Here is a 19,092-nt window from a genome sequence, read left to right on the forward strand (position 1 = left end):
AAGGAAGAACATGCGAATCACCGCCCTGGCCGTCGCCTCCCTGGCCCTGGTCCTGACTGCCTGTGGCAGTAGTGAGACCGTCACCCCCGAGCCGGAGGGCAGCGCTTCGGTCCAGCCGGTCTCGGTGACCGATGCCCGTAACAAGAAGGTGGACCTGAAAGCGCCCGCCACCAAGGTCGTCGCACTGGAGTGGGGCGTCGTCGAGGGCCTCGTCACCCTCGGCGTGATGCCCGTAGGCATCGCGGACACCAAGGGGTACAACAACTGGGTGACCGCGGCCAAGCTCGACCCGTCGGTGAAGGACGTCGGAACTCGTGGCGAGTCCAGCGTGGACGCGATCGTTGCCTTGAACCCCGATCTGATCATCACCACCACCGACGAGGCGCCCAACACGATCGCCCAGTTGGAGAAGGCCGTGCCGGTGCTGGTGATTCGCGGTTCCGACGCGAAGAACGCCATTCCGCAGATGAAGACCAACCTCGACCTGGTCGCGCAGGCCGTCGGCAAGACCGACACCGCCAAGACCGTGCTCGCCGACTTCGACAAGGCCCTTGCCGAGGGCAAGCAGAAGATCACCGCCGCCGGCAAGACCGGTGAGTTGTTCACCATGTCCGACGGCTACAAGCAGGGCAGCACGGTCTCACTGCGGATGTACACGACCGGTTCACTGCTCGGCGCCGTCGCAACTGAGCTGGGCCTGAAGAACGGCTGGACCGGCGCGGGCGACAAGGACTACGGCCTGGCGCCGACCGACATCGAGGGCCTGACCAAGATCCCGAACGGCAACTTCCTCTACATCGCCAACAAGAACGACGGCGGTGACGTCTTCGGTGAGGACCTGTCGAAGAACGCCATCTGGAAGAACCTGCCCTTCGTGAAGAGCAACGACGTGCACCGGCTGCCGGACGGTATCTGGATGTTCGGCGGTCCGAAGTCGACCGAGCAGTTCATCGACGCGGCGGTCGAGGCAGTCACCTCTTGACCCTGCTCAAACCCGCAGCGGCGCAGACCGCCGTACCGGTCGCCCAGCCGGTACGGCGGATCCGCGTCGCAGGCGTCTTCCTGCTCACGATCGCGGCCGTCGTCGTACTGGCCGGGGTGCATCTGACCCAGGGCACGTCGTCGATCGGAGCGGGCGATCTGCTCCGGCTGGCGATCGGCCAGGGTACGGATGACGCCGCCTCGGTCCTGGTCGCGTCGCGGCTGCCGAGGTTGCTCGCGGGCGCGCTCGTCGGCGTGGCGCTGGGAGTCGCCGGCGCTGGGCTGCAGTCGCTCGCGCGCAACCCGCTTGCCTCGCCCGACACGCTTGGCGTGAACGCCGGGGCCTACCTCGCGGTTGTCGTCTTCGCGGCCTTCGGCATCAGCCTGCCGACGTTGCCCGCGGGTGGCGTCGCCTTCCTCGGTGGATTGGCCGCCGCGGTGCTGGTGCTCGCGCTGTCCGCGGGTGGTACGAGCGGGCCGACCCGGTTGATCCTCGCGGGTTCGGCGATCGCGATGGCGTTGGCCGGTTTCACCACGTTGCTCCTGGTGCTCTACCAAGAGGAGACGGTCGGCACGTTCGCCTGGGGGAGCGGCTCGCTGGTCCAGACGGACCTGGACGCCGTTACCCAGATGGCGCCGATCGTTGCCCTCGGCATCATCGCGGCCATCCTTCTTGCCCCGAAGCTGGACATTCTCGCGCTCGGTGACGACACGGCCTCGGTGCTCGGTGTCAACGTACGGCGTACGCGCATGGTCATCACCCTCGTCACGGTGATGTTGTCGGCCGCCGCGGTGACCGTGGCAGGCCCGGTCGGTTTCGTCGGCCTGGTCGCGCCCGTCATCGTCCGGCTGATCGCACCACTGGTGCCCGGGTTGATGCGGCATCGCGTGCTGTTGCCGCTGTCGGGACTGGCCGGCGTCATCGTCGTACTCGGGGCGGATGTGGTGCTGCGCCTGGCCCTTGGTGGCAAGGCCGGTGTCGAGATTCCGACCGGCATCGTGACCATGCTGGTTGGCGCGATTGTGCTGGTCTGGCTGGCTCGGCGCTATCGCGATTCGGGCCCGAGCCGGACGGCCTCCGGGAGTACTCGCGGCCGGTTGCGCAGCCGTCGTACGTTCGTGATCGTCGCGGGCGTGCTCGTCGTACTGGTGATCGGTGCCGCGATCGTGGCCATGCTCGCGGGTGACGCCTGGCTCCGCACGGGCGATATCACGAACTGGGTCAGCGGACGCTCCGGTCGCGCGATCACGTTCGTGCTGGATCAACGCTTCCCGCGAGTCGTTTCGGCCCTGCTCTGCGGTGCGGCTCTGGCCATCGCTGGCGCCACCGTGCAGGCCGTCTGCCGTAACCCGCTGGCCGAGCCGGGCATTCTCGGCATCACCGGTGGTGCCGGAGTTGGCGCGCTGCTGACGTTGATCCTCGCGCCCGCGGCCGGGGTTTGGCTGCTGTCCGGGTCTGCCGCCGTCGCCGCGCTTGCCACGTTCGCCTTGGTGTACGCGATCTCCTGGCGTGGCGGGTTGAGCTCTGACCGGCTGGTGCTGATCGGTGTCGGCGTCTCCGCGGCCGCGACGGCGGTCATCACGTTCCTGATTGTGTACTCGGATCCGTGGAACGTCGCGATGGCGATGACCTGGCTCTCCGGCAGCACGTACGGACGGACGCTGCCGCAGGTGGTGCCGGTCGCGATCGCTCTGGTCGTGCTGACGCCGTTCCTCGTGCACGCTCGTCGCGAACTCGACTTGCTCTCCCTCGACGACGACGTACCGCGCATTCTCGGCGTACGGCTCGAGCGGACCAGGCTGTTCGCCCTGCTCTGCTCGGCCCTGCTCACGGCGGCAGCCGTCTCGGCCATTGGCGTTCTCGGCTTTGTCGGTCTGGTCGCGCCGCACGCCGCGCGGGCGTTGGTCGGCGGGAAGCACGCGCGCGTACTGCCGGTCGCGGCCTTGCTCGGCGCGGCGCTGGTCAGCTTCGCGGACAGCATCGGCCGGACCGTGATCGCGCCCGCGCAGATCCCGGCCGGGCTGGTCACGTCGATGATCGGTGCGCCGTACTTCGTCTACCTGCTCTGGCGCACCCGGCGCGCTTCATAGAAGGAACGATCCGCGTATTGGCGGCCGGATAAGGCCTTCCGGAGCCGGTTAACCCGATGTTCATTCACTGAACAGCCGCGCAGCCCGAATGGGCCATTGCGCTGCGTGCTCAGGTGACTACTTTGCTGTTCACCGGAACTTGATCCCTACCGCCCGAGGTCGATCATGAGTGAACTGAAGTTGCCGTCCCGTCGTTCGATCCTGATCGGGGTGACCGTCGGTGCCGTGCTGGCCGGCGCTGCCACCTCCGTCGCGACCGCGTCGAAGGAGGAACAGCCCCAGCAGGACAAGCCCATCGCGGTCAGCTCGACCGAAGGCGTGCCCGTGCCGGGGCAGCGGTTGCAGCTCAGCGAGAAGGGCGCCCGCGCGGGTACGTTCGCCGCGGCCGCGAAGTCCGCCGCCGGAGTGCAGCGCCTGTGCGCCCAGCAGGACGCCCGCTGGTTGCGCGTCCGGTTCGCCAAGCTCGACCTGGCCGGCAGCGACCGTGTCACGGTCGTCGGTGCGGCCGGCGGTAAAACGGTGCTAACGGCAACCAACTGGCGTGGTGAGGCCTTCTACACAAAGGCATTCCCGGGCCGCTGTGTGACGGTGACGCCGAGCTTTGCCAACCAGAGCAGCCAGTACGTCGTTGACGCCTACCAGGACGGCGCGATGCCATTGCCGGAGGCAACGGTCGTCGTCGCGGCCGCGGGCGACATCTGCGGCTCGGCGTGCAACCAGACGCGCCCGGTGGTGACCAACATCAACCCGGCGGCCGTCATCACGGCGGGCGACAACGCCTACGACAGCGGGACGTTGTCGGAATACAACAACAAGTACCACCCGCAGTGGGGCGCCTTCAAAAGCAAGACGTACCCAAGCGCGGGCAACCACGAGTACCAAACGTCTGGCGCCTCCGGATACTTCGACTACTTCAACGGCGTGGGCCAGGCGACCGGTCGTGCGGGCGCTCGTGGCAAGGGCTACTACAGCGTGGACATCGGCGACTGGCACTTCATCGCGCTGAACTCCAACATCTCCAAGAGCACCGGCAGCACCCAGGAGCAGTGGCTGCGCGCGGATCTCGCGGCGAACACCAAGCCCTGCGTCGCGGCGTACTGGCATCACCCCCGCTTCTCCGCCGGCAACTACAGCGATAACACGTCGATCAGGCCGTTCTTCCAGGCGCTGTACGACTACAAGGCCGACCTGATCATCAACGGGCATGACCACAACTACATCCGGTTCGCGCCTTCCCGTCCCGATGGCACCAAGGACACCGTGAACGGCGTCCGGCAGCTGCTCATCGGCACCGGCGGCAAGTCGCTGTACGGCTCGGGTGGTTCGACCGTGGCGACGATCGAGAAGAAGGAGTACAGCACCTTCGGCGTCGGCAAGCTCACGCTCACCGCGACCGGCTACACCGCCGACTTCGTGCCCGTGGCCGGCCGGACCTTCACCGACACGGTGACCGGCACCTGCCACAACGCCTGACGCGATGTACCTGTCCACCGCGCGGGCGGCCGACTCGACCACCGCACCTCGCCCTGGCGGCACAGCCAGGGCGAGGGTGTCGGGTACGGTCGTCGCCCTCGGCCTGGTCAGCCTCGTCACCGACGCCTCGGCCGAGATGGTCACGGCGGTGCTGCCGCTGTACCTGATGTACGGGTTGAGCCTCGGCTACCTGCAACTCGGCGCGCTCGACGCCCTCTACACCGGCGCGACGGCATTGCTCCGGCTCGCGGGCGGTCATCTCGCCGACCGTCTCGCCCGTCCGAAGGCTGTCGCGATAGTCGGCTACAGCCTGTCGGCCTTGACCAAGCTCGGCCTGCCCGCGGTCGGTGGATCGCTCGGCGGGCTGAGCGCGGTCGTGGCCGTCGACCGGGCCGGCAAGGGCATTCGTACGGCGCCGCGCGATGCGTTGATCACGCAATCGACCCCGGCGCCGGAACTCGGCCGCGCGTTCGGCGTACATCGCGCTCTCGACACCGCGGGCGCCTTGCTTGGCCCGTTGCTGGCGTTCGGGCTGATCGCGGCGATCCCTGGTGGGTACGACGTGGTATTCAGTACGAGCTTCTGCCTGGCCGCGATCGGCGTACTGATCCTGGTCTTCTTCGTCGCCCAACCGCATCGCGCGATCGCCCGCAAAGCCGTCAGCCTGCGCGCTGGTCTGTCGGTCATCACGGCTCCGGGTCTTCGCCGACTCGTGCTCGCGGCAGGTCTGCTCGGACTCGTCACGGTTGGGGACATGTTCTTGTACGTCTCGGTGCAGCGGACGGCCGATCTGCCGCCGGCGGTGCTGCCACTCCTGCCTTTGGGGACGGCGTTGACCTTCATGCTGGCGGCGATTCCCTTCGGGCGACTGGCCGATCGGATCGGGCGGTGGCGGTTGTTCCTTGGCGGTCACGGGTTGTTACTCGGGGCATACGTATTGGTTGCTTCGGGCACCGAGGGGCGGATCGTGGCGGGCGTCGTACTTCTGCTGCATGGGTTGTTCTATGCCGCGAGCGATGGCGTGCTGATGGCGTACGCGGCGCCGTTCATCCCTGACCACTTGCGTGGTACGGGGCTTGCGGTGGTTCAGACGGCGCAGGCTGTCGCGCGTGCAGTTGGGGCCGTGGGGTTCGGCGCGGTGGCTGCGCTGGCCGATCCTGGTCCGACGTTTGCGGTCTTCGGGATCGGGTTGGCGCTTGCGATCGTGGCGGGCGTTCGGTTGATGGCGCCGCGGGGTTTGGCGTGAGCAGGCGCAGGGTTTTGTCGGGGCTGGCGTTGATCGGGTTGGTCGTTGCCTCGGGCACCGGTTATCTCGGTTGGCGGCTTGCCGCTGGTGAAGCGGTGCCTGCGGGTGCGTTGGAGCTGGGTCGTGCCGGCACCATGCTGTACGTCGAACCCGGGTCGGGGCGGGTTCGGCAAGCGCCTGCGGGTGGTGGCGAGGCCTTCGGCGCCGGTCCGACGTGCCATCGGGTCTACGCGGGTGGCGATACGTTGGCGTGTTTGCGTGCGACGGCCGTACCGATGGCGTCGGAACTCGACATCACCGAGGCCGGATCTACCTCACGTCGTACGTTGGAGTTGTGGGGGAATCCCAGCAGGGTAAGGGTTTCCGCGTCGGGTCGGTTGGTGGCCTGGACGGTATTTCGTACTGGTGACACCTATCTCGTGCCGGGGGCGTTTGCGACGACTGCGGGGATTTTCGACCTGCGTCTTGGTACGCATTACGGCTCGCTGGAGGACTTCACCGCGTTGGTGGACGGGACGGCGTACAAGGCCGTCGATCGGAACTTCTGGGGGATCACCTTCGCGGCCGATGACCGGACGTTCTACGCGACGATGGCGTCGAAGGGGCGGACCTGGTTGATGCGTGGAGACCTGGTCACGCGTCGGCTGGTTGCTATGCGGCAGAACGTGGAGTGTCCTTCGATCTCGCCGGATGGGTCGCGGTTGGCCTACAAGTTCCGGACAGGGAAGACGTGGCGGTTGCATGTGTTGCAGCTTCCGTCTGGCGCCGATTGGGCGTTGGCGGAGACGGCTCATGTGGACGATCAACCGGTCTGGCTCGACGATCAGACCGTTGCCTATAGCAAGAATGACGGCGACCGGCCGGGCGTGTTCGCCGTACCGGCTGATGGATCGGGTGTGCCCCGGCGGATCGTGACCGGCTCGTCCCCGGCCGCCGGGTGACCCACGACCACGGCCGGTCGTCGGCACCGCTTTCGCCCAGGGCCCGTCGGTTGCTGGTATGCGTTGTTGTTCCGTTGCTGCTGTTGACGGCGGTGCTCCTGGTCGTACTTCGGCCGCACGGCGACGTGAAGGTCGACGCGCTGCAGGCCGCGAAGGCGCGCGGTCAGGTCACCGCCGTCATCCCTTGCCCGCAAGCGCCGGACGAATGCGATCGCGCGACAGTCCGTTTGACCGACGGCGCGATTGTGACTGCGCGCGTGGTCAAACACCCGCTGGTGCCGCCCGTGCGTACCGGCCAGCGAATCCTCTTGTCCGTGGCCGAGAACGCCGAACCGGCAGACCGCTACCTCTACGTAGACCAGGACCGAAGCCGTCCGCTCCTGGCTCTCGCGCTGGTCTTCGCGTTCGCCGTGGTGCTGCTCTCGCGATGGCGCGGGGTGGCCGCACTCGTCGCACTGGCCGTGACCGCGTTAGTGCTCACGCAATTCGTCCTGCCCGCCATCCTCGGCGGCGCCAATCCCGTGCTCGTCGCGGTCGTCGGTGGTACGGCGATCATGGTGCTGGCGCTCTACCTCACGCACGGATTCAACGCCCGTACGTCGGTCGCGCTGCTCGGCACCATCGGCGCCTTGCTGCTCACCGCCTTGCTCGCCGAGGCCTTCCTACGCCTCACCCGCATCACCGGCCTGAGCGCGGACGGCGCCTCCGAAGTCGCGTCGTACGTCCCCGGCCTCGACGTCCAGGGCCTCCTCATCGCAGGCGTGGTGATCGGCACCCTCGGCGTACTCGACGACGTCACCGTCACCCAAACCGCCGTCGTCTGGGAACTCGCCGCCGCCGACCCGAACGCCAGCCGAGCCGACCTCTTCGGCGCCGGCCTGCGAGTAGGCCGAGCCCACGTCGCGTCAGTCGTCAACACCCTCGTACTCGCCTACGCCGGCGCCGCCCTCCCCATGCTGATGCTCTTCGCCATCAGCGGCATGCCCCAGCTCTACGCCCTCTCCACCGAACAAGTAGCAGTCGAGATCGTCCGAGCCCTAGTCGGCAGCCTAGGCATAACCGCCGCCATGCCCCTAACCACCCTCCTAGCCGCCCTAACCCACCCCACGCCATCCCCAAACCCCGTCATCGGTCCCTTGTGACCCGGCGTGTCGTGGTTCATCGGTCCCTCGTGGCCAAAGGCGCACGCCTAGCTCTTTGCATTCATTCGTCGGAATCCGCCCTCTCCCGTCCGCTGACCTGTACTGGAACGCGGTGGCTGAGGGCGGATTCCGACGAATGAATGCAAAGAAGGGAAGGGCCCGGTCTCCCACGCGTGGTCAGAAGGGGCCGATGAACCCCGACACGCCGCGTCACAAGGGCCCGATGATCGGTATACGACACGCCGGAGGGCCGGAGGGCTGGGGACGGGCGGGGGTTAGGTCCAGTCCCAGGCGATGCTGTAGATGCCGCTGGTGGGGTCTAGTTCGGCGAATTGGGCGGTGTGGCTGGCGCCTAGGGTGAGTTCGCTGGTGGTTCGGTCGTCGCTGACGGTTGTGCTGTAGGTGCGGTAGACGCGGGCCGGCAGCACTCCGGCGGGGAAGGCTAGCTGGATCGAGAAGTCGCGCACGGAACGCTGTACGCGCTGGGTGTGGACGGTGTCGGCGAGACCCGGCCTGGGTTGCAGCGTGTACTGCAGGACGGTCAATTCGCCGAGCCGGAGCGGCTGGTCCAGCAACAACTCGAAGGTCGTGAACCCGGTCGCCTCGTCGTCGCGCTGGCGGCCGGGGCGGCATCCCCTCGTGCCGGTGATGCGCAGCGGTTCGGCCCCGGCGGGATCGGTGCGGAAGGCAAAGACTTTGCGATCGACCTGGTCCCGTTCGGCTCGGGCGACCAAGTGGTAGGTGATGCTGTCGATCCGGCGATCGGCCCCGACGGTTAGCTGCAGGTGCATCCCGATCGACGTGAGGTTGTGCATCACCTCCGGGGTGGAGCCCATGCGTTGCAAGGCGCGCGCCAGACCATCCGGACGGGCCCAGGCCTGGTCGGGCCGGAGGACGCCGGGTTTGTGGCTGAGCCAGCGGCCGCGGGGGCGGGGCGGTCCGAGCAGGGCGGAGAGGGCGCCGGGTTCGACCCCGGCCAGGCTCTCGATGATCGCCAGTGCGCGCAGCGATTCCGGCCGCTCGGGCTGGGTCCGGCCGTGCTGCCAATAACTCAGCGCGGTCTTACTGACGGGAACGCCGTACTCCCGCAGCCGGACCTGCAGCCGGTCCAACGTGAGGCCGCTGGACCGGACCGCAAGCCGAAGCGCCAGGCTGAACGGTCCGGTGGCCAGTGCTTCGTCCAGTCGCTCGGTCTCGACAGGCATGGCACGCACCTCCGGCCCAACAGCCTAATGCGTGATGACCTCCGCGCCGAGTTCGTTGCTGTGCCAAGGGCCGATGGCCGGGGCGTCCTGCCAGCAATGCCGCAGCGTGCCGGCCGCCGTACGGGCGAAGAAGTGCAGGCGCCCGTCGGTGTCCTGCGTGACGGCGCCATCGCCCGCCACTTCGACCGGAATGAGCGTGGTGTCCCAAGGCCCACCCTCCGGCACGCGCTGCCAACTGTGGAAGACCCGGCCGTCGGTGGTGCGTGCGAAGTACGTGAGTTTGCCGGCCGCGTCGAGGTGTGCGGACGGATCGCCCGCGATGGTCGCCGTACCCTCGGCCGTCTCCCGCGGAAGCAGCGCCCACCGCCACGGTCCTTCGCCCGGCGTGCTCTGCCAGCCGTGGATGATGCCGCCCGAGTTGTGCCGCGCGTGGAAGGTCAGACGGCCCGAGATCCCTTGTGCCACAGCGATTCGGCCCGCGGTCGTGGCAGGCGCGCCGGTGCCGTTCTCGAACAGGCGATCGGAGTACCAGGTCTCGCTTCCCGGCGTCGCCTGCCAGCCGTGCAGGATGTCGCCGTTTGTGGTCTGGGCGAACCACGTCAACTTGCCCGACGGGTCCTGGATCGTGACGGGATCACCCGTGATGTGGACCGAGCCGACGTACCCGCCGGACCAACCGTCGGTCGCGGGACGGTCCTGCCAGCCGCGGTAGAGGCGTCCACCACTCGTCCGGACGAAGAAGTTCAACCGCCCGGCGTCATCGAGGGCGACGGCCGGAACGCCCACGGCGGTGTCACCGGTCAAGAGAGGCGTGACTGTACGTCGTACCCAGGAGCCCTCGTCGCGCGTCCACTGGATCACGCCATCGCGCAGACTGACCAGGTTGAGCCGCCCGGCCGGGTCGATCGCGCTCACGGTCGGACTGCCCGCCACCGGTCCCGCGACGAGCTGCCAAGCGGCCGGGTCGGACCCGGTCTGCCGGCCGATCGCCAGATTGCCGTCCGTGCGTACGACGTGCACGAGCGGTTTGCCCGCGGCGTCCTGGCGGGCCCACGTGCCGGGACTCGGCAGGCCCGTCCGGCTTCGCAGGAAGCGCAGATTGTCCAGATAGAGCGTGAGTGGAACGGCTCGGCGTTGGACGCGTAGGTGGATAGACGTGATCTTCGTCAAGTCGTTCACCAGGCCGGCGATCGGTACGACGACCCGTTGCTGCTTGCGCGGTGAAAGGTAGACGGGGTTCCCGGCGTCGAGGTGCACCGGGTCGTGGAAGTCGCAGTGCATCAGGATGAGGTCATCCGAGTCGTTGAAGACGTCGAACGCGACCGCGTCGAACGTGGACCAGTTGTTGCGCCCGATCGACTCCTGCGGCGCCTCGGCCGCGCCGGTATAGAAGTAGACCCCCGGATCGACCGGCGTATTCGCCTGAAACACCAGCTTCGCCGAGGACTTGCCACTCACCACATGCTCGGTTGATCGCGTCGCCGTGACGTACGACGCGCGCGCCTTCCGCACCTCGACGTCGGTCTCGAAACTGTTGACGATGATCTCGTGCGGAGTCGCCGCGCGGCCCACCTCGATCGTCCGGACGAGCTCCTTCCCGGCGATGGAGATCGCGAGATCCCGCCTGCCCTGCAAGAGATCCGCGGTGATTTGGTGGACGTCCGCGCCGGCGGTGCTGGTGACCGACGAGATCTTGCCAAGAGCAACGGACACACTGGTGCCCTTGGCAACGATCACAGTCACGGGAACGTTGTGCGCCGTCGGTTTGCCAGCGCTGATCAGCGCAGGCGTGGCTCCGAACAGCTGCGCCACCTCGGCTCCGACTTGCGCCCGGATCCGGTGGAACGACACCGAGTCGTCCTGATAGTGCAACCCGCCATGGAGTACGTCGTGCGCCGACCGCAAGGCCGACTTCACGTCGAACCGGCCGGTCGCACCCCATTGGGCGAGGAGCTCGGTGGCACGTCGCTCGTACAAGGCGAGGTACTCGAGATCCTCCATGCCATCGCGTAGCGCCTGCAGCCGGACCGTACCGACCGGACCGTCGATGCCGACCTGCTTGCCCGGGTACATCAGATAGCCGTCGCCCGGATATTCGTTCAGCGCGTTCGGCTCGGTCCAGCGGTCGGACCACTGGTAATGGCCGTCGGGCTTGAAGTCGTACTTGCCGAAGACGGTCGTCGACCAGTAGAGGAATCCCTCGATGCCCAGGTGGTGCTGGATCCACGGCAACAGCCGATGGCCGACCGCGCTGTCGGCGGTGAAGACACCCGGCAGCGGCCACTGGTGTCCGTAAGCGGCGTACCACCAGACCAGGTCGCCGCGAGCCTTGAGGGCCTCGACGATGCCGGGCAGTTCCGGTTTGGGCGCGGTGATGACGAAGCACCAGGCGCGGACGAAGTCGAGCAGCTTCTGCGGAGGCGGATCGGTCAGCGTCAGCACATGCGGGATATCGGGCGCGACCGTATCGACCGTCGTGAACAGCTTGCGCACGTTCTCGTAGGCCGTGTCGTTCATCGGCTCGTCCGCGTAGTAGAAGTAGCCCCGGTCGATCAGGCCGCCGCCCAGCGAACGCAGACCGTCGACCACCGCGCGCAGCCGGCCCGTGTCAACGGTGAACCCGGAGTCGTTGCCGCCCGAGGTGTACAGCGGGATGCGGAACTTTCGCAGCCGTGGATCGCGCAGGTACGTCTCGGCGTGGGACAGCCAGACGTCGGGTTCGGGCTCGGGGCCCGGCCCAGGCTTGTACGGTCCAGGGCCGTGCTGGGCGCGCACGGGGAAGTCGTCCGAGGCGAGACGATGCCGCAGCTGGAACTCGTAGTACTTCTTCAGGAGATCGTCGTACCGGGTTGTTCCCCACTGGGCGTCGTGCGCCCACGAGACCTGCTGGTACCAGATGGCCGCGGCGGTGTCGGTACTCGGCTCGTCGGGCAGCTCGAAGTTCCACACCTCGAGGTCTAGCGGAACCGTCACGACGGTGGTGCCGCCGGAGATCGTGATGGTGCCCGAGTAGAGGCCGGCGGGCTGGCCCTTGGGAATCCGGACGGTGATCCAGACTCCCGTGTTGCGATCGGCGACGGCCTGGATTGTTGTCGAGGGCAACAAAGGCACGAGTGCGTCGGGAAAGAAGCCGGAGCCGTATGAGCTCTGCCCAGGTTTGATCTCCGAGTAGTGCTGCCGGAACAGCTCGACCTGAGCCGCCGGGATGGTGCCTGCCGGACCGGCGAGATCAGACGTGGTCAGTCGTACGTCGGCGGTGCCCGAGGTGGTGCGCAGGATGAGCTGGCCCGATTCCTCCTCGTTGCGCGCCGCCTTGAGGCTGATCCGGGTGCCAGGGGTGCCGGGAAAGGCCGAGTCGCGTTTGACCTTCAGGTTCGGCGAGGGCAGCCAGACAGTCACCGGGGCGACGGCCGCTCGCGTGCTGCCGGCACCACTGGTATTGGTCGCGTGGGCCTCGCCGATGAAAGCGGGCACGGTCGCGGTGGCAGCCATCCAGGCCATCACCTGGCGGCGACTCGGTACGTTGGACCCTGGTGGATTCGGCGCTGTGGACATTGGGCGGCCTCCGGCGGAATTATGTTGAGCTCCATCAATATTCGCTGAGGAGCCACAACGTCAACACCCTTCGATCAGGGTGGAATCCCTTTAATCACAAGGTCTAGACCGCCGGACACTCCAGTCGTCCGAGTGGGCCGGAGCCGCTAGCCAGGAGTGCGGTCTCGACGTTCTCGGCGGCGAGGGTGACGGCGCCGAGCGCGGGGGAGTCGCCCGCGAGCGGCGAGACCCGAACCTCCGGGGGCTGCCGAATGTACCGCTCGAGCTCGGTGGCGAGCAGTGGCGCGAGCAACTCGCCGTGCTCGGCCAGGGATCCGCTCAGCACCAGCACTTCGGGATCGATGATCGCGCAGACCGTGCCGGCGGCCGCCGCCATGTCGTGCACGTAGCGCTGGACCGCGTCGACGCCTTGCCGCACGCCTTCGGCCGCGGCGTACAGCGTGTCGGCGACCGGGTCGTCCGTCGCGCCCGACGCGGGCACCGCGCCACTGTGCTGGAGGTGGCCGATCGCGTCCTCCCAGCGGAGTGCGGGCAACAGGCTGAGATCACCGGCCATCGCGGCGAACCCCCGATGCGGGCGGCCGCCGATGATCAACCCGAGCCCGGTACGGCGCCCGGCCTGCAACACCACGAGATCCTCGGCCCCTCGTCCAGCGCCGCGGCGGTGCTCGGCCAAGCCGCAGAGGCGGCTGTCGTTCTGCCCGGCGAGGACGCCTCGGGGTAACCGCTCGCGCAGGAATGCCACCAGGTCGACGCCGGCCCAGTCCGCGATGGCGTCGGACAGTACGACGCGGCCGTCCTCGTCGACGGTGCCGGTGCTGCCGGCCACCGCGCCCCAGACGTCGGCCGGGGTCGTGCCAGTTTCCTGCAGGCATTGCCGAATCGCCTTGTCGACCACGGTGAGGCGACGCCGCCGGGACAGCTCCGGCGTGGTCGGCCGCCGGGTCGATCCGAGCACGTGGCCGTCGAGGTCGGCGATCATCGCGCGAACGCTGTGCGCGCCGATGTCCAGCCCGAGCACCTTGCCCGCGTCGGCACGAAAGGTGTACCGATGGGCGGGGCGGCCGCGTCCGCTCACCACTGGCGGATGCTCGGCGAGCCAGCCGCGGCCGACCAGTTCGCGAACCACCTCGCCCACCGAGGCGCGCGCCAATCCGGTCCGCTCGACGACCTCGGCCAGCCGCAACTCGCCCGCCTGCCGCACGCTATTGAGCACGGCAAGCTCGTTGATCCGCCGCAACTGATTGAGATCCGCGCCGCTACCCATCGTTCCCCCTCACCTGGCCATCCCTGTCCTCAGTATCGCTACATCGGCAGGTCCATCAACGCGAGCCGGGCCGGATTGGTCACGGCCGCGATGCCGGCGATCCGGCCGTCGATCCGTTCTCCACTTCAATGTCGGTCGACGACCTCGGCACTTCGGTCGTCGCCTCCCTGACGGAACTCGACGGCAAGAGGTAACAGACCTCCCTATGCTGCTCGGCATGGATATTCGCGAGCTCGATCAGCAGGCCGGCGTGGTACTCGGGGAAGTTGTCGCCCAGGTGCGGGCCGACCAGCTGTGGCTGCCGACGCCGTGCCCGGACTGGACTCTTCGCGGTCTGCTTCGGCATCTCGTCAGCGAGAACGAGGGATTCGCCGCCGCGGCGCGGGACGGCTCGGCGCCTGTGCAGGTGTGGACCGGTGGACGGCTCGAGGATGACCACGTCGGCGCGTACCGGCGTTCCAGTGAGCGCTTCGCGGCGGCCTTCGTGGACGGCGACGCGCTCGACGAGCCGATGGCGGTGCGCGAGTTCGGCACGTTTCCGCGGCGGGTGGCGGTGAGCTTCCACCTGCTCGACAACGTGGTGCACGGCTGGGATGTCGCGCGCGCGATCGATGCGCCGTACGACCCGCCGGCCGAGCTGGTCGCCGTCGCCCTCAAGGTCGCTCGCCTAGTGCCGACCGCCGCCGAGACCCGCGGACCGGGCGCCGCCTTCGACCAGGTCGTGCCGGCCCCCGACGCCGCGTCCGACCTCGACACCCTGCTCACCCTCACCGGCCGTACCCCGTCCTGGACCTCTCCGGCGATTCAACGGATCGCGCGCGACGCCGGGTAGTCCTTCAAGGTGATGGCGTCCGGTTTGGCCATCTCCTTGGCCATCGCCGCGCGGAACGGCCAGGCCATCAGCAGCCGCGTCATCGTGTTGCGCAGGCGGATACCGGTTCGGCTCATCGGCATCGCCGCCTTCAACCCGCCGGGCGGCAGGGCGGTGCGCTGCTTGACGTACGGCGCGAGCTCACGCTGGTACGCCGCGAAGGCGTCGACGTGGTCGTCGTGCGCGGCCAGCTCACCCGCGAGGACGTAGGCGCCGACCAGCGCGAGCGCCGTACCGTGTCCTGCCAAGGGGGAGCCGCAGTAGCCCGCATCGCCCAGCAGCACCACGCGGCCGCGCGACCACTGCGGCACGGCGACCTGGCCGACCGAGTCGAAGTAGAGGTCGTCGGCCTCCGGGAGGGCGGCCAGGATTTGCGGTGTCACCCAGCCGACGTCCTTGAACGTCTCCGCCAGGAGCTGTCGCTGATCCTGGCGACGGTCGTACGTCAATGAGGTGGAACGGAAGCCGAGTAACGCTCGCGCCTGCAGCGGGTCGTGGTCCGGCCGGAGCGCGACCCAGAGACCACCAGGCGCGCTGTGCACCGTCATCCAGCCATCGAGGTCGACCGGCGCCGGGATGGTGAAGTAGCCCATGTAACCGCCGAGCGGAGTGACGAACGAGGACTCCGGCCCGAAGGCCAGCGCGCGAACCCGCGAGTGCACGCCGTCGGCGCCGACGACCAGGTCGAACGTCCGGGCTGGCGCGTGCTTGAACGTGACCAGCACGCCGTCGGCCGTCTCGGTCAGCCCGGTGATGCTGTCGCCGTACAGGTATTCCACGTCGTCGCGGGTGGCCTCCAGCAGGATCTCGGCCAGATCGCCGCGCAGCAGTTCGATCTCGGCGACCGGTCCCGCGTCGCCGAGCGACTCGACGTTCATCTCGGCCTGGCGGCGGCCGTCGGCATCGACGTAGGCGAACCCGCGTTCGTGCAGCTGCCGCTCGCGGATGGCGGGCAGCAGGCCCATCCGCTCCACCACGTCCTTGGCGATGCCGCGGATGTCGATGGTCTGGCCGCCGGGCCGCGGTTCGGCGGCCAGCTCGACGATGGTGGACCGGATGCCGCACCGGTGCAGCCAGTAGGCCAGGGCGGGACCGGCGATACCAGCGCCGGAGATCAGGACGTTCATGGTTTCTCCTCGGGGTAGTGCACGTACGCTGTATACCTGATGTGTACACAGTACGAATCGGCGCCGAGAAGTCCAGCCATTGGTGAAATGCCCTAGTACAGTGGGGCTTTTGCGGCACGAATTCGGTGGTACGGTCGTCGTCAATGCACTAGTGCGGGAGGAATCATGGATGACGCGCCCTACCTGCGGATCGCCGCGGAGATCCAGCGGCGGATCGAGGCCGGTGAGCTGCGAACGGGCGACCGGGTGCCGTCGACCCGCGCGCTGACGGCGGAGTTCGGCGTCGCGATGGCCACGGCGACCAAGGCGTTGACCGCGCTACGACAACAGGGGTTGGTGCATGCCCGGCCAGGTGTCGGCACAGTGGTCGGCCCTGAGCCGAAAGCGCTGGGACGCGAGGTGCATCGCCGGAAGGCGGAAGGGCAACTCGACGGCGTGGGGCTGAACCAGGAGCAGGTGGTGCGCGCCGCGATGGCGATCGCCGATGCGGACGGTCTGTCCGCGTTGTCGATGCGCCGGGTCGCGACCGAGCTGGGCGTCTCGACGATGGCGCTCTATCGCTACGTCGGCGGGAAGGAGTCGCTCGTCCTGCGCATGGTCGACACGGCCTTCGGTGATTTCCCGATCCCGGCAGCCGTCCGCCTGAACGCCGGTGTCCCCGCGCGCCGGTCCAAAGCGAAGACGAAGACGAAGACGAAGGCGAAATCGAAGACGGAGGTGGAGAGCTGGCGGCCGGCGATCGAGGTGGCCGCGCGGCAGCAGTGGGCGGCATACCGGCGTTATCCGTGGTTGCCGGGCGCGGTCACGCTCGGGCGGCCGCAGGTGCTGCGCAACCTGTTGACGCATACGGATGTGGTGCTGCGCGGGGTGGCCGGTTCGGGGCTGGACGCGACCAACGCGATGTACGCCTCGATCACGATCTTCGGTTATGTGCGGGGGATTGCCGCCAGTCTGGAGACCGAGGCGCAGGCCGAGCAGGACAGCGGGCTCAGCGCCGACGAGTGGGCCGATTCGCAGTACCAGCGCATGGCCGAGTTGATGGTGCTGGACGACCTGGCCGGATTCCGGGCGCTGGGCATGGCCGGCGGATTCGAGTTCGACTTCGACCTGGACCAGCTTTTCGAGTTCGGATTGGGACTCGTCCTTGATGGTCTGCAAACGCGCCTCGAACGCGCGAGCCCGCTAGTGTCCCGTGTCTAAGGTTCCTCAACGGTTGGGAGCGCCAACCGTCGAACAACCTCAGACACGGCACACTAGGCTGAACCAGCTGAGCATCATCCAAGGAAAAGAGGCCCTTGACGTCCTCCACCCGCCGAAGGCAGGGGATTCCAACCCACCACCCGGAGGTAGTGAGATGAGGTTCGCGGATCATTGCCGTGCCCAACTGCGCAAGAAGGCTCACCGCGCTGCCACGGCCCGCCCGGCCGCAGTCACTACAAGGTCTAACCGTGTTGCTGATGCTGGTCGCTTGGTTATCGCAGACCAGCACCACAAACCGTACCTGACGCCCCCGACAAACCCTAAAAATAGGAATCGGCGTTTTCACCCCGCCCCGAAGGACGACGTTTCCACGCCGGACAATCCATGACAGCGCAGCGTCCCGAACCGGAACCAGTCTTCGCCCCCGACGTGCCGGTCGCAGTTCGCCGCCTGTTCGGCCGGAAGCCCGAGCTATTGGTGGCCGCGAGTCATCCGCGCCCGGTTCGCCGGACGGCGTGGTCGGAGCCGATGGCCACGCTCGGCACGTTGCTGGTCTGGATCACGGTTTGCGTGGGTGTGTGGATCCTGGGGCTGATCCTGTTCGCGGTGTTGTTCCCGCCGGACTTGGCCGCCTGGCTTGCGGTCGGTCTTGCCGCGATCGGCGTGTCCGCGACGGCGGTGATCGGCGTTGGTTCGGCGATCGAGCCGCGCGATCGGAAGAAGGCCCGGTCGTACCACGGCAAGTACCTGCTGGCGGCTGACTTCGACGACCCGGCGGCGCGCTTGCTGGTCAGGGCGCAACGCGCGGTCAAGATCGTGCTCGGTGCCGAGGTGACCACGCGTGGCCTGCTGGACGACATGCAGAACGAGCTGGTTCTGCCCGAACAGCTGTGGGATATCGGCCAGGTGCTGCGCGAGCAGACGGTCCTTCGCGCCCGGCAGCGTGAGGTCGCCGGCGGGATGGCCACGGCCGAGCTCGACGCCGTGCTCGGTCCGCAGCGGCGCGCGCTGATCCGCTCCGAGACGGCGATCCAGCGCAAGGTCGAGGTGCTGGAGCGGTACGCCGAGCGCGTTCGCGTCGCCGACGCCGCCCTGCGTGCCGAGGCGGCGCTGGAGGATGGCGACCGCTACATCGAACTGCTCGCCCGGACCGAACCGGCCGGCGATACCGGCACCGTGCAAGGCCTCTCCGACGAGGTCACGCGCCTCCACGACACCCTCGCTCGCAGTATCGAATCCGCCCGCGATGCGGGACGAACCTTGGCGTTACCAGCCGAGTCGTAGGGTGCACGTATGACGCGGAGCGTGATTGTTGCCGGGGGCACCGGTGTGCTCGGATCGGCAGTAACGGCGGAGTTCCTGGCGGCGGGCTGGCGGGTCGTCGTACCGGGGCGGAGTGAGACGACCTTGGCCGCGTTGGGTTCGGGTGACACGTTGCACCCGGTCGTTGCCGATCTGGCCGATCCCGCGGACGCCGCGCGCGTTGCCGAGGTGGCAGTTGCCGATACGGAGGCGCCGTTGCGGGCCGTGGTGAACCTGGTCGGCGGCTTCGCGATGGGTGGGCGGTTGCACGAGACGCCGATCGAGGAGTTCGACCAGCAGTTGCGGACCAACCTGCGCGCGACGTACCTGATCACCCAAGCGGCATTGCCGCACCTGATCGAGGCGGGCGGCGGGGCGATCGTCTGCACTTCCAGCCGTACGGCGCTGAAGCCGTTGCGGGGCGCGAGTGGTTACGGCGTCTCGAAGGCGGCAGTGCTCTCGCTGGTCGACAACCTCGCCAACGAGTACGCCGCGGACGGTATTCGCGTCAACGCGATCGTGCCGAGCGTCATCGACACGCCCACCAACCGCAAGGCGATGCCGAACGCCGATCCCAACACCTGGACCCAGCCCGCCAAGATCGCCTCGGTCATCCGTTTCCTCTGCGAAAACGACACCGTCTCGGGCGCCCAAGTCCCGGTCTGATCTTGTGCCGGAGCGCGAGATCGTC

General features: G+C 68.0%; 14 protein-coding genes. 10 read left to right on the top strand and 4 right to left on the bottom strand.

Going from position 1 to position 19,092, the window contains the following annotated elements; translation table 11 throughout:
- Window positions 1-10: 10 nt before the first annotated feature.
- The 6 genes from OG394_RS33400 (at window position 11) to OG394_RS33425 (ending at window position 7,874) form a co-directional block, all read left to right on the top strand.
- Window positions 11-982 carry an ABC transporter substrate-binding protein gene (locus tag OG394_RS33400; RefSeq protein ID WP_328991163.1) on the top strand — a complete coding sequence of 324 codons (972 nt, stop codon included), beginning with the start codon at window positions 11-13 and terminating at the stop codon, window positions 980-982.
- Window positions 979-3,072 (top strand): iron ABC transporter permease, encoded by a 2,094-nt coding sequence (locus tag OG394_RS33405; protein ID WP_328991164.1) that lies wholly within the window; start codon window positions 979-981, stop codon window positions 3,070-3,072. Before OG394_RS33400 ends, OG394_RS33405 begins: the two co-directional genes overlap by 4 nt.
- 165 nt (window positions 3,073-3,237) lie before the next feature.
- On the top strand, window positions 3,238-4,545 hold the full coding sequence (locus OG394_RS33410; protein WP_328991165.1) for a metallophosphoesterase family protein: 1,308 nt from the start codon (window positions 3,238-3,240) through the stop codon (window positions 4,543-4,545).
- Window positions 4,546-4,549: 4 nt separating this feature from the next.
- On the top strand, window positions 4,550-5,791 hold the full coding sequence (locus OG394_RS33415; RefSeq protein WP_328991166.1) for an MFS transporter: 1,242 nt from the start codon (window positions 4,550-4,552) through the stop codon (window positions 5,789-5,791).
- A complete protein-coding gene (locus OG394_RS33420) occupies window positions 5,788-6,732 on the top strand; it encodes a TolB family protein (protein ID WP_328991167.1) in 945 nt (314 codons plus the stop codon). Before OG394_RS33415 ends, OG394_RS33420 begins: the two co-directional genes overlap by 4 nt.
- A gap of 92 nt (window positions 6,733-6,824) precedes the next feature.
- Entirely contained in the window at window positions 6,825-7,874 is a 1,050-nt protein-coding gene (locus OG394_RS33425; protein WP_328996892.1) for a YibE/F family protein, read from the top strand.
- Between the two features lie 275 nt (window positions 7,875-8,149).
- On the opposite strand, the gene OG394_RS33430 is transcribed toward OG394_RS33425, so the two are convergent.
- From OG394_RS33430 to OG394_RS33440, 3 genes are all read right to left on the bottom strand, one after another.
- On the bottom strand, window positions 8,150-9,079 hold the full coding sequence (locus OG394_RS33430; RefSeq protein ID WP_328991168.1) for a hypothetical protein: 930 nt from the start codon (window positions 9,077-9,079) through the stop codon (window positions 8,150-8,152).
- A 24-nt stretch (window positions 9,080-9,103) separates the two neighbouring features.
- Entirely contained in the window at window positions 9,104-12,571 is a 3,468-nt protein-coding gene (locus OG394_RS33435) for a glycoside hydrolase domain-containing protein (RefSeq protein ID WP_328991169.1), read from the bottom strand.
- Between the two features lie 166 nt (window positions 12,572-12,737).
- Window positions 12,738-13,901: an ROK family transcriptional regulator gene (locus OG394_RS33440; RefSeq protein WP_328991170.1), complete on the bottom strand. Its 1,164-nt coding sequence runs from the start codon at window positions 13,899-13,901 to the stop codon at window positions 12,738-12,740.
- Between the two features lie 217 nt (window positions 13,902-14,118).
- Here OG394_RS33440 and OG394_RS33445 point away from each other — a divergent pair, with 217 nt between their 5' ends.
- The gene (locus OG394_RS33445) at window positions 14,119-14,733 is read left to right on the top strand and encodes a TIGR03086 family metal-binding protein (RefSeq protein WP_328991171.1); all 615 of its coding nucleotides are present in this window, start codon (window positions 14,119-14,121) and stop codon (window positions 14,731-14,733) included.
- Here OG394_RS33445 and OG394_RS33450 read toward each other — a convergent pair.
- Window positions 14,706-15,899 carry an FAD-dependent monooxygenase gene (locus tag OG394_RS33450; RefSeq protein WP_328991172.1) on the bottom strand — a complete coding sequence of 398 codons (1,194 nt, stop codon included), beginning with the start codon at window positions 15,897-15,899 and terminating at the stop codon, window positions 14,706-14,708. The two genes, OG394_RS33445 and OG394_RS33450, sit on opposite strands and share 28 nt — an antisense overlap.
- A 165-nt stretch (window positions 15,900-16,064) precedes the next feature.
- Here OG394_RS33450 and OG394_RS33455 point away from each other — a divergent pair, with 165 nt between their 5' ends.
- The 3 genes from OG394_RS33455 to OG394_RS33465 all read left to right on the top strand — a co-directional run bounded on the left by OG394_RS33455 (window position 16,065) and on the right by OG394_RS33465 (window position 19,067).
- Window positions 16,065-17,099 carry a GntR family transcriptional regulator gene (locus tag OG394_RS33455; protein WP_328991173.1) on the top strand — a complete coding sequence of 345 codons (1,035 nt, stop codon included), beginning with the start codon at window positions 16,065-16,067 and terminating at the stop codon, window positions 17,097-17,099.
- Between the two features lie 384 nt (window positions 17,100-17,483).
- Window positions 17,484-18,383, top strand: a complete 900-nt coding sequence (locus tag OG394_RS33460; protein ID WP_328991174.1) for a hypothetical protein — start codon at window positions 17,484-17,486, stop codon at window positions 18,381-18,383.
- 9 nt (window positions 18,384-18,392) lie between these two features.
- Complete coding sequence (locus tag OG394_RS33465) at window positions 18,393-19,067, top strand: SDR family NAD(P)-dependent oxidoreductase (RefSeq protein ID WP_328991175.1); 675 nt, start codon at window positions 18,393-18,395, stop codon at window positions 19,065-19,067.
- Window positions 19,068-19,092 lie beyond the last annotated feature (25 nt).

The organism is Kribbella sp. NBC_01245, assembly GCF_036226525.1.
Classification (GTDB): Bacteria; Actinomycetota; Actinomycetes; order Propionibacteriales; family Kribbellaceae; genus Kribbella.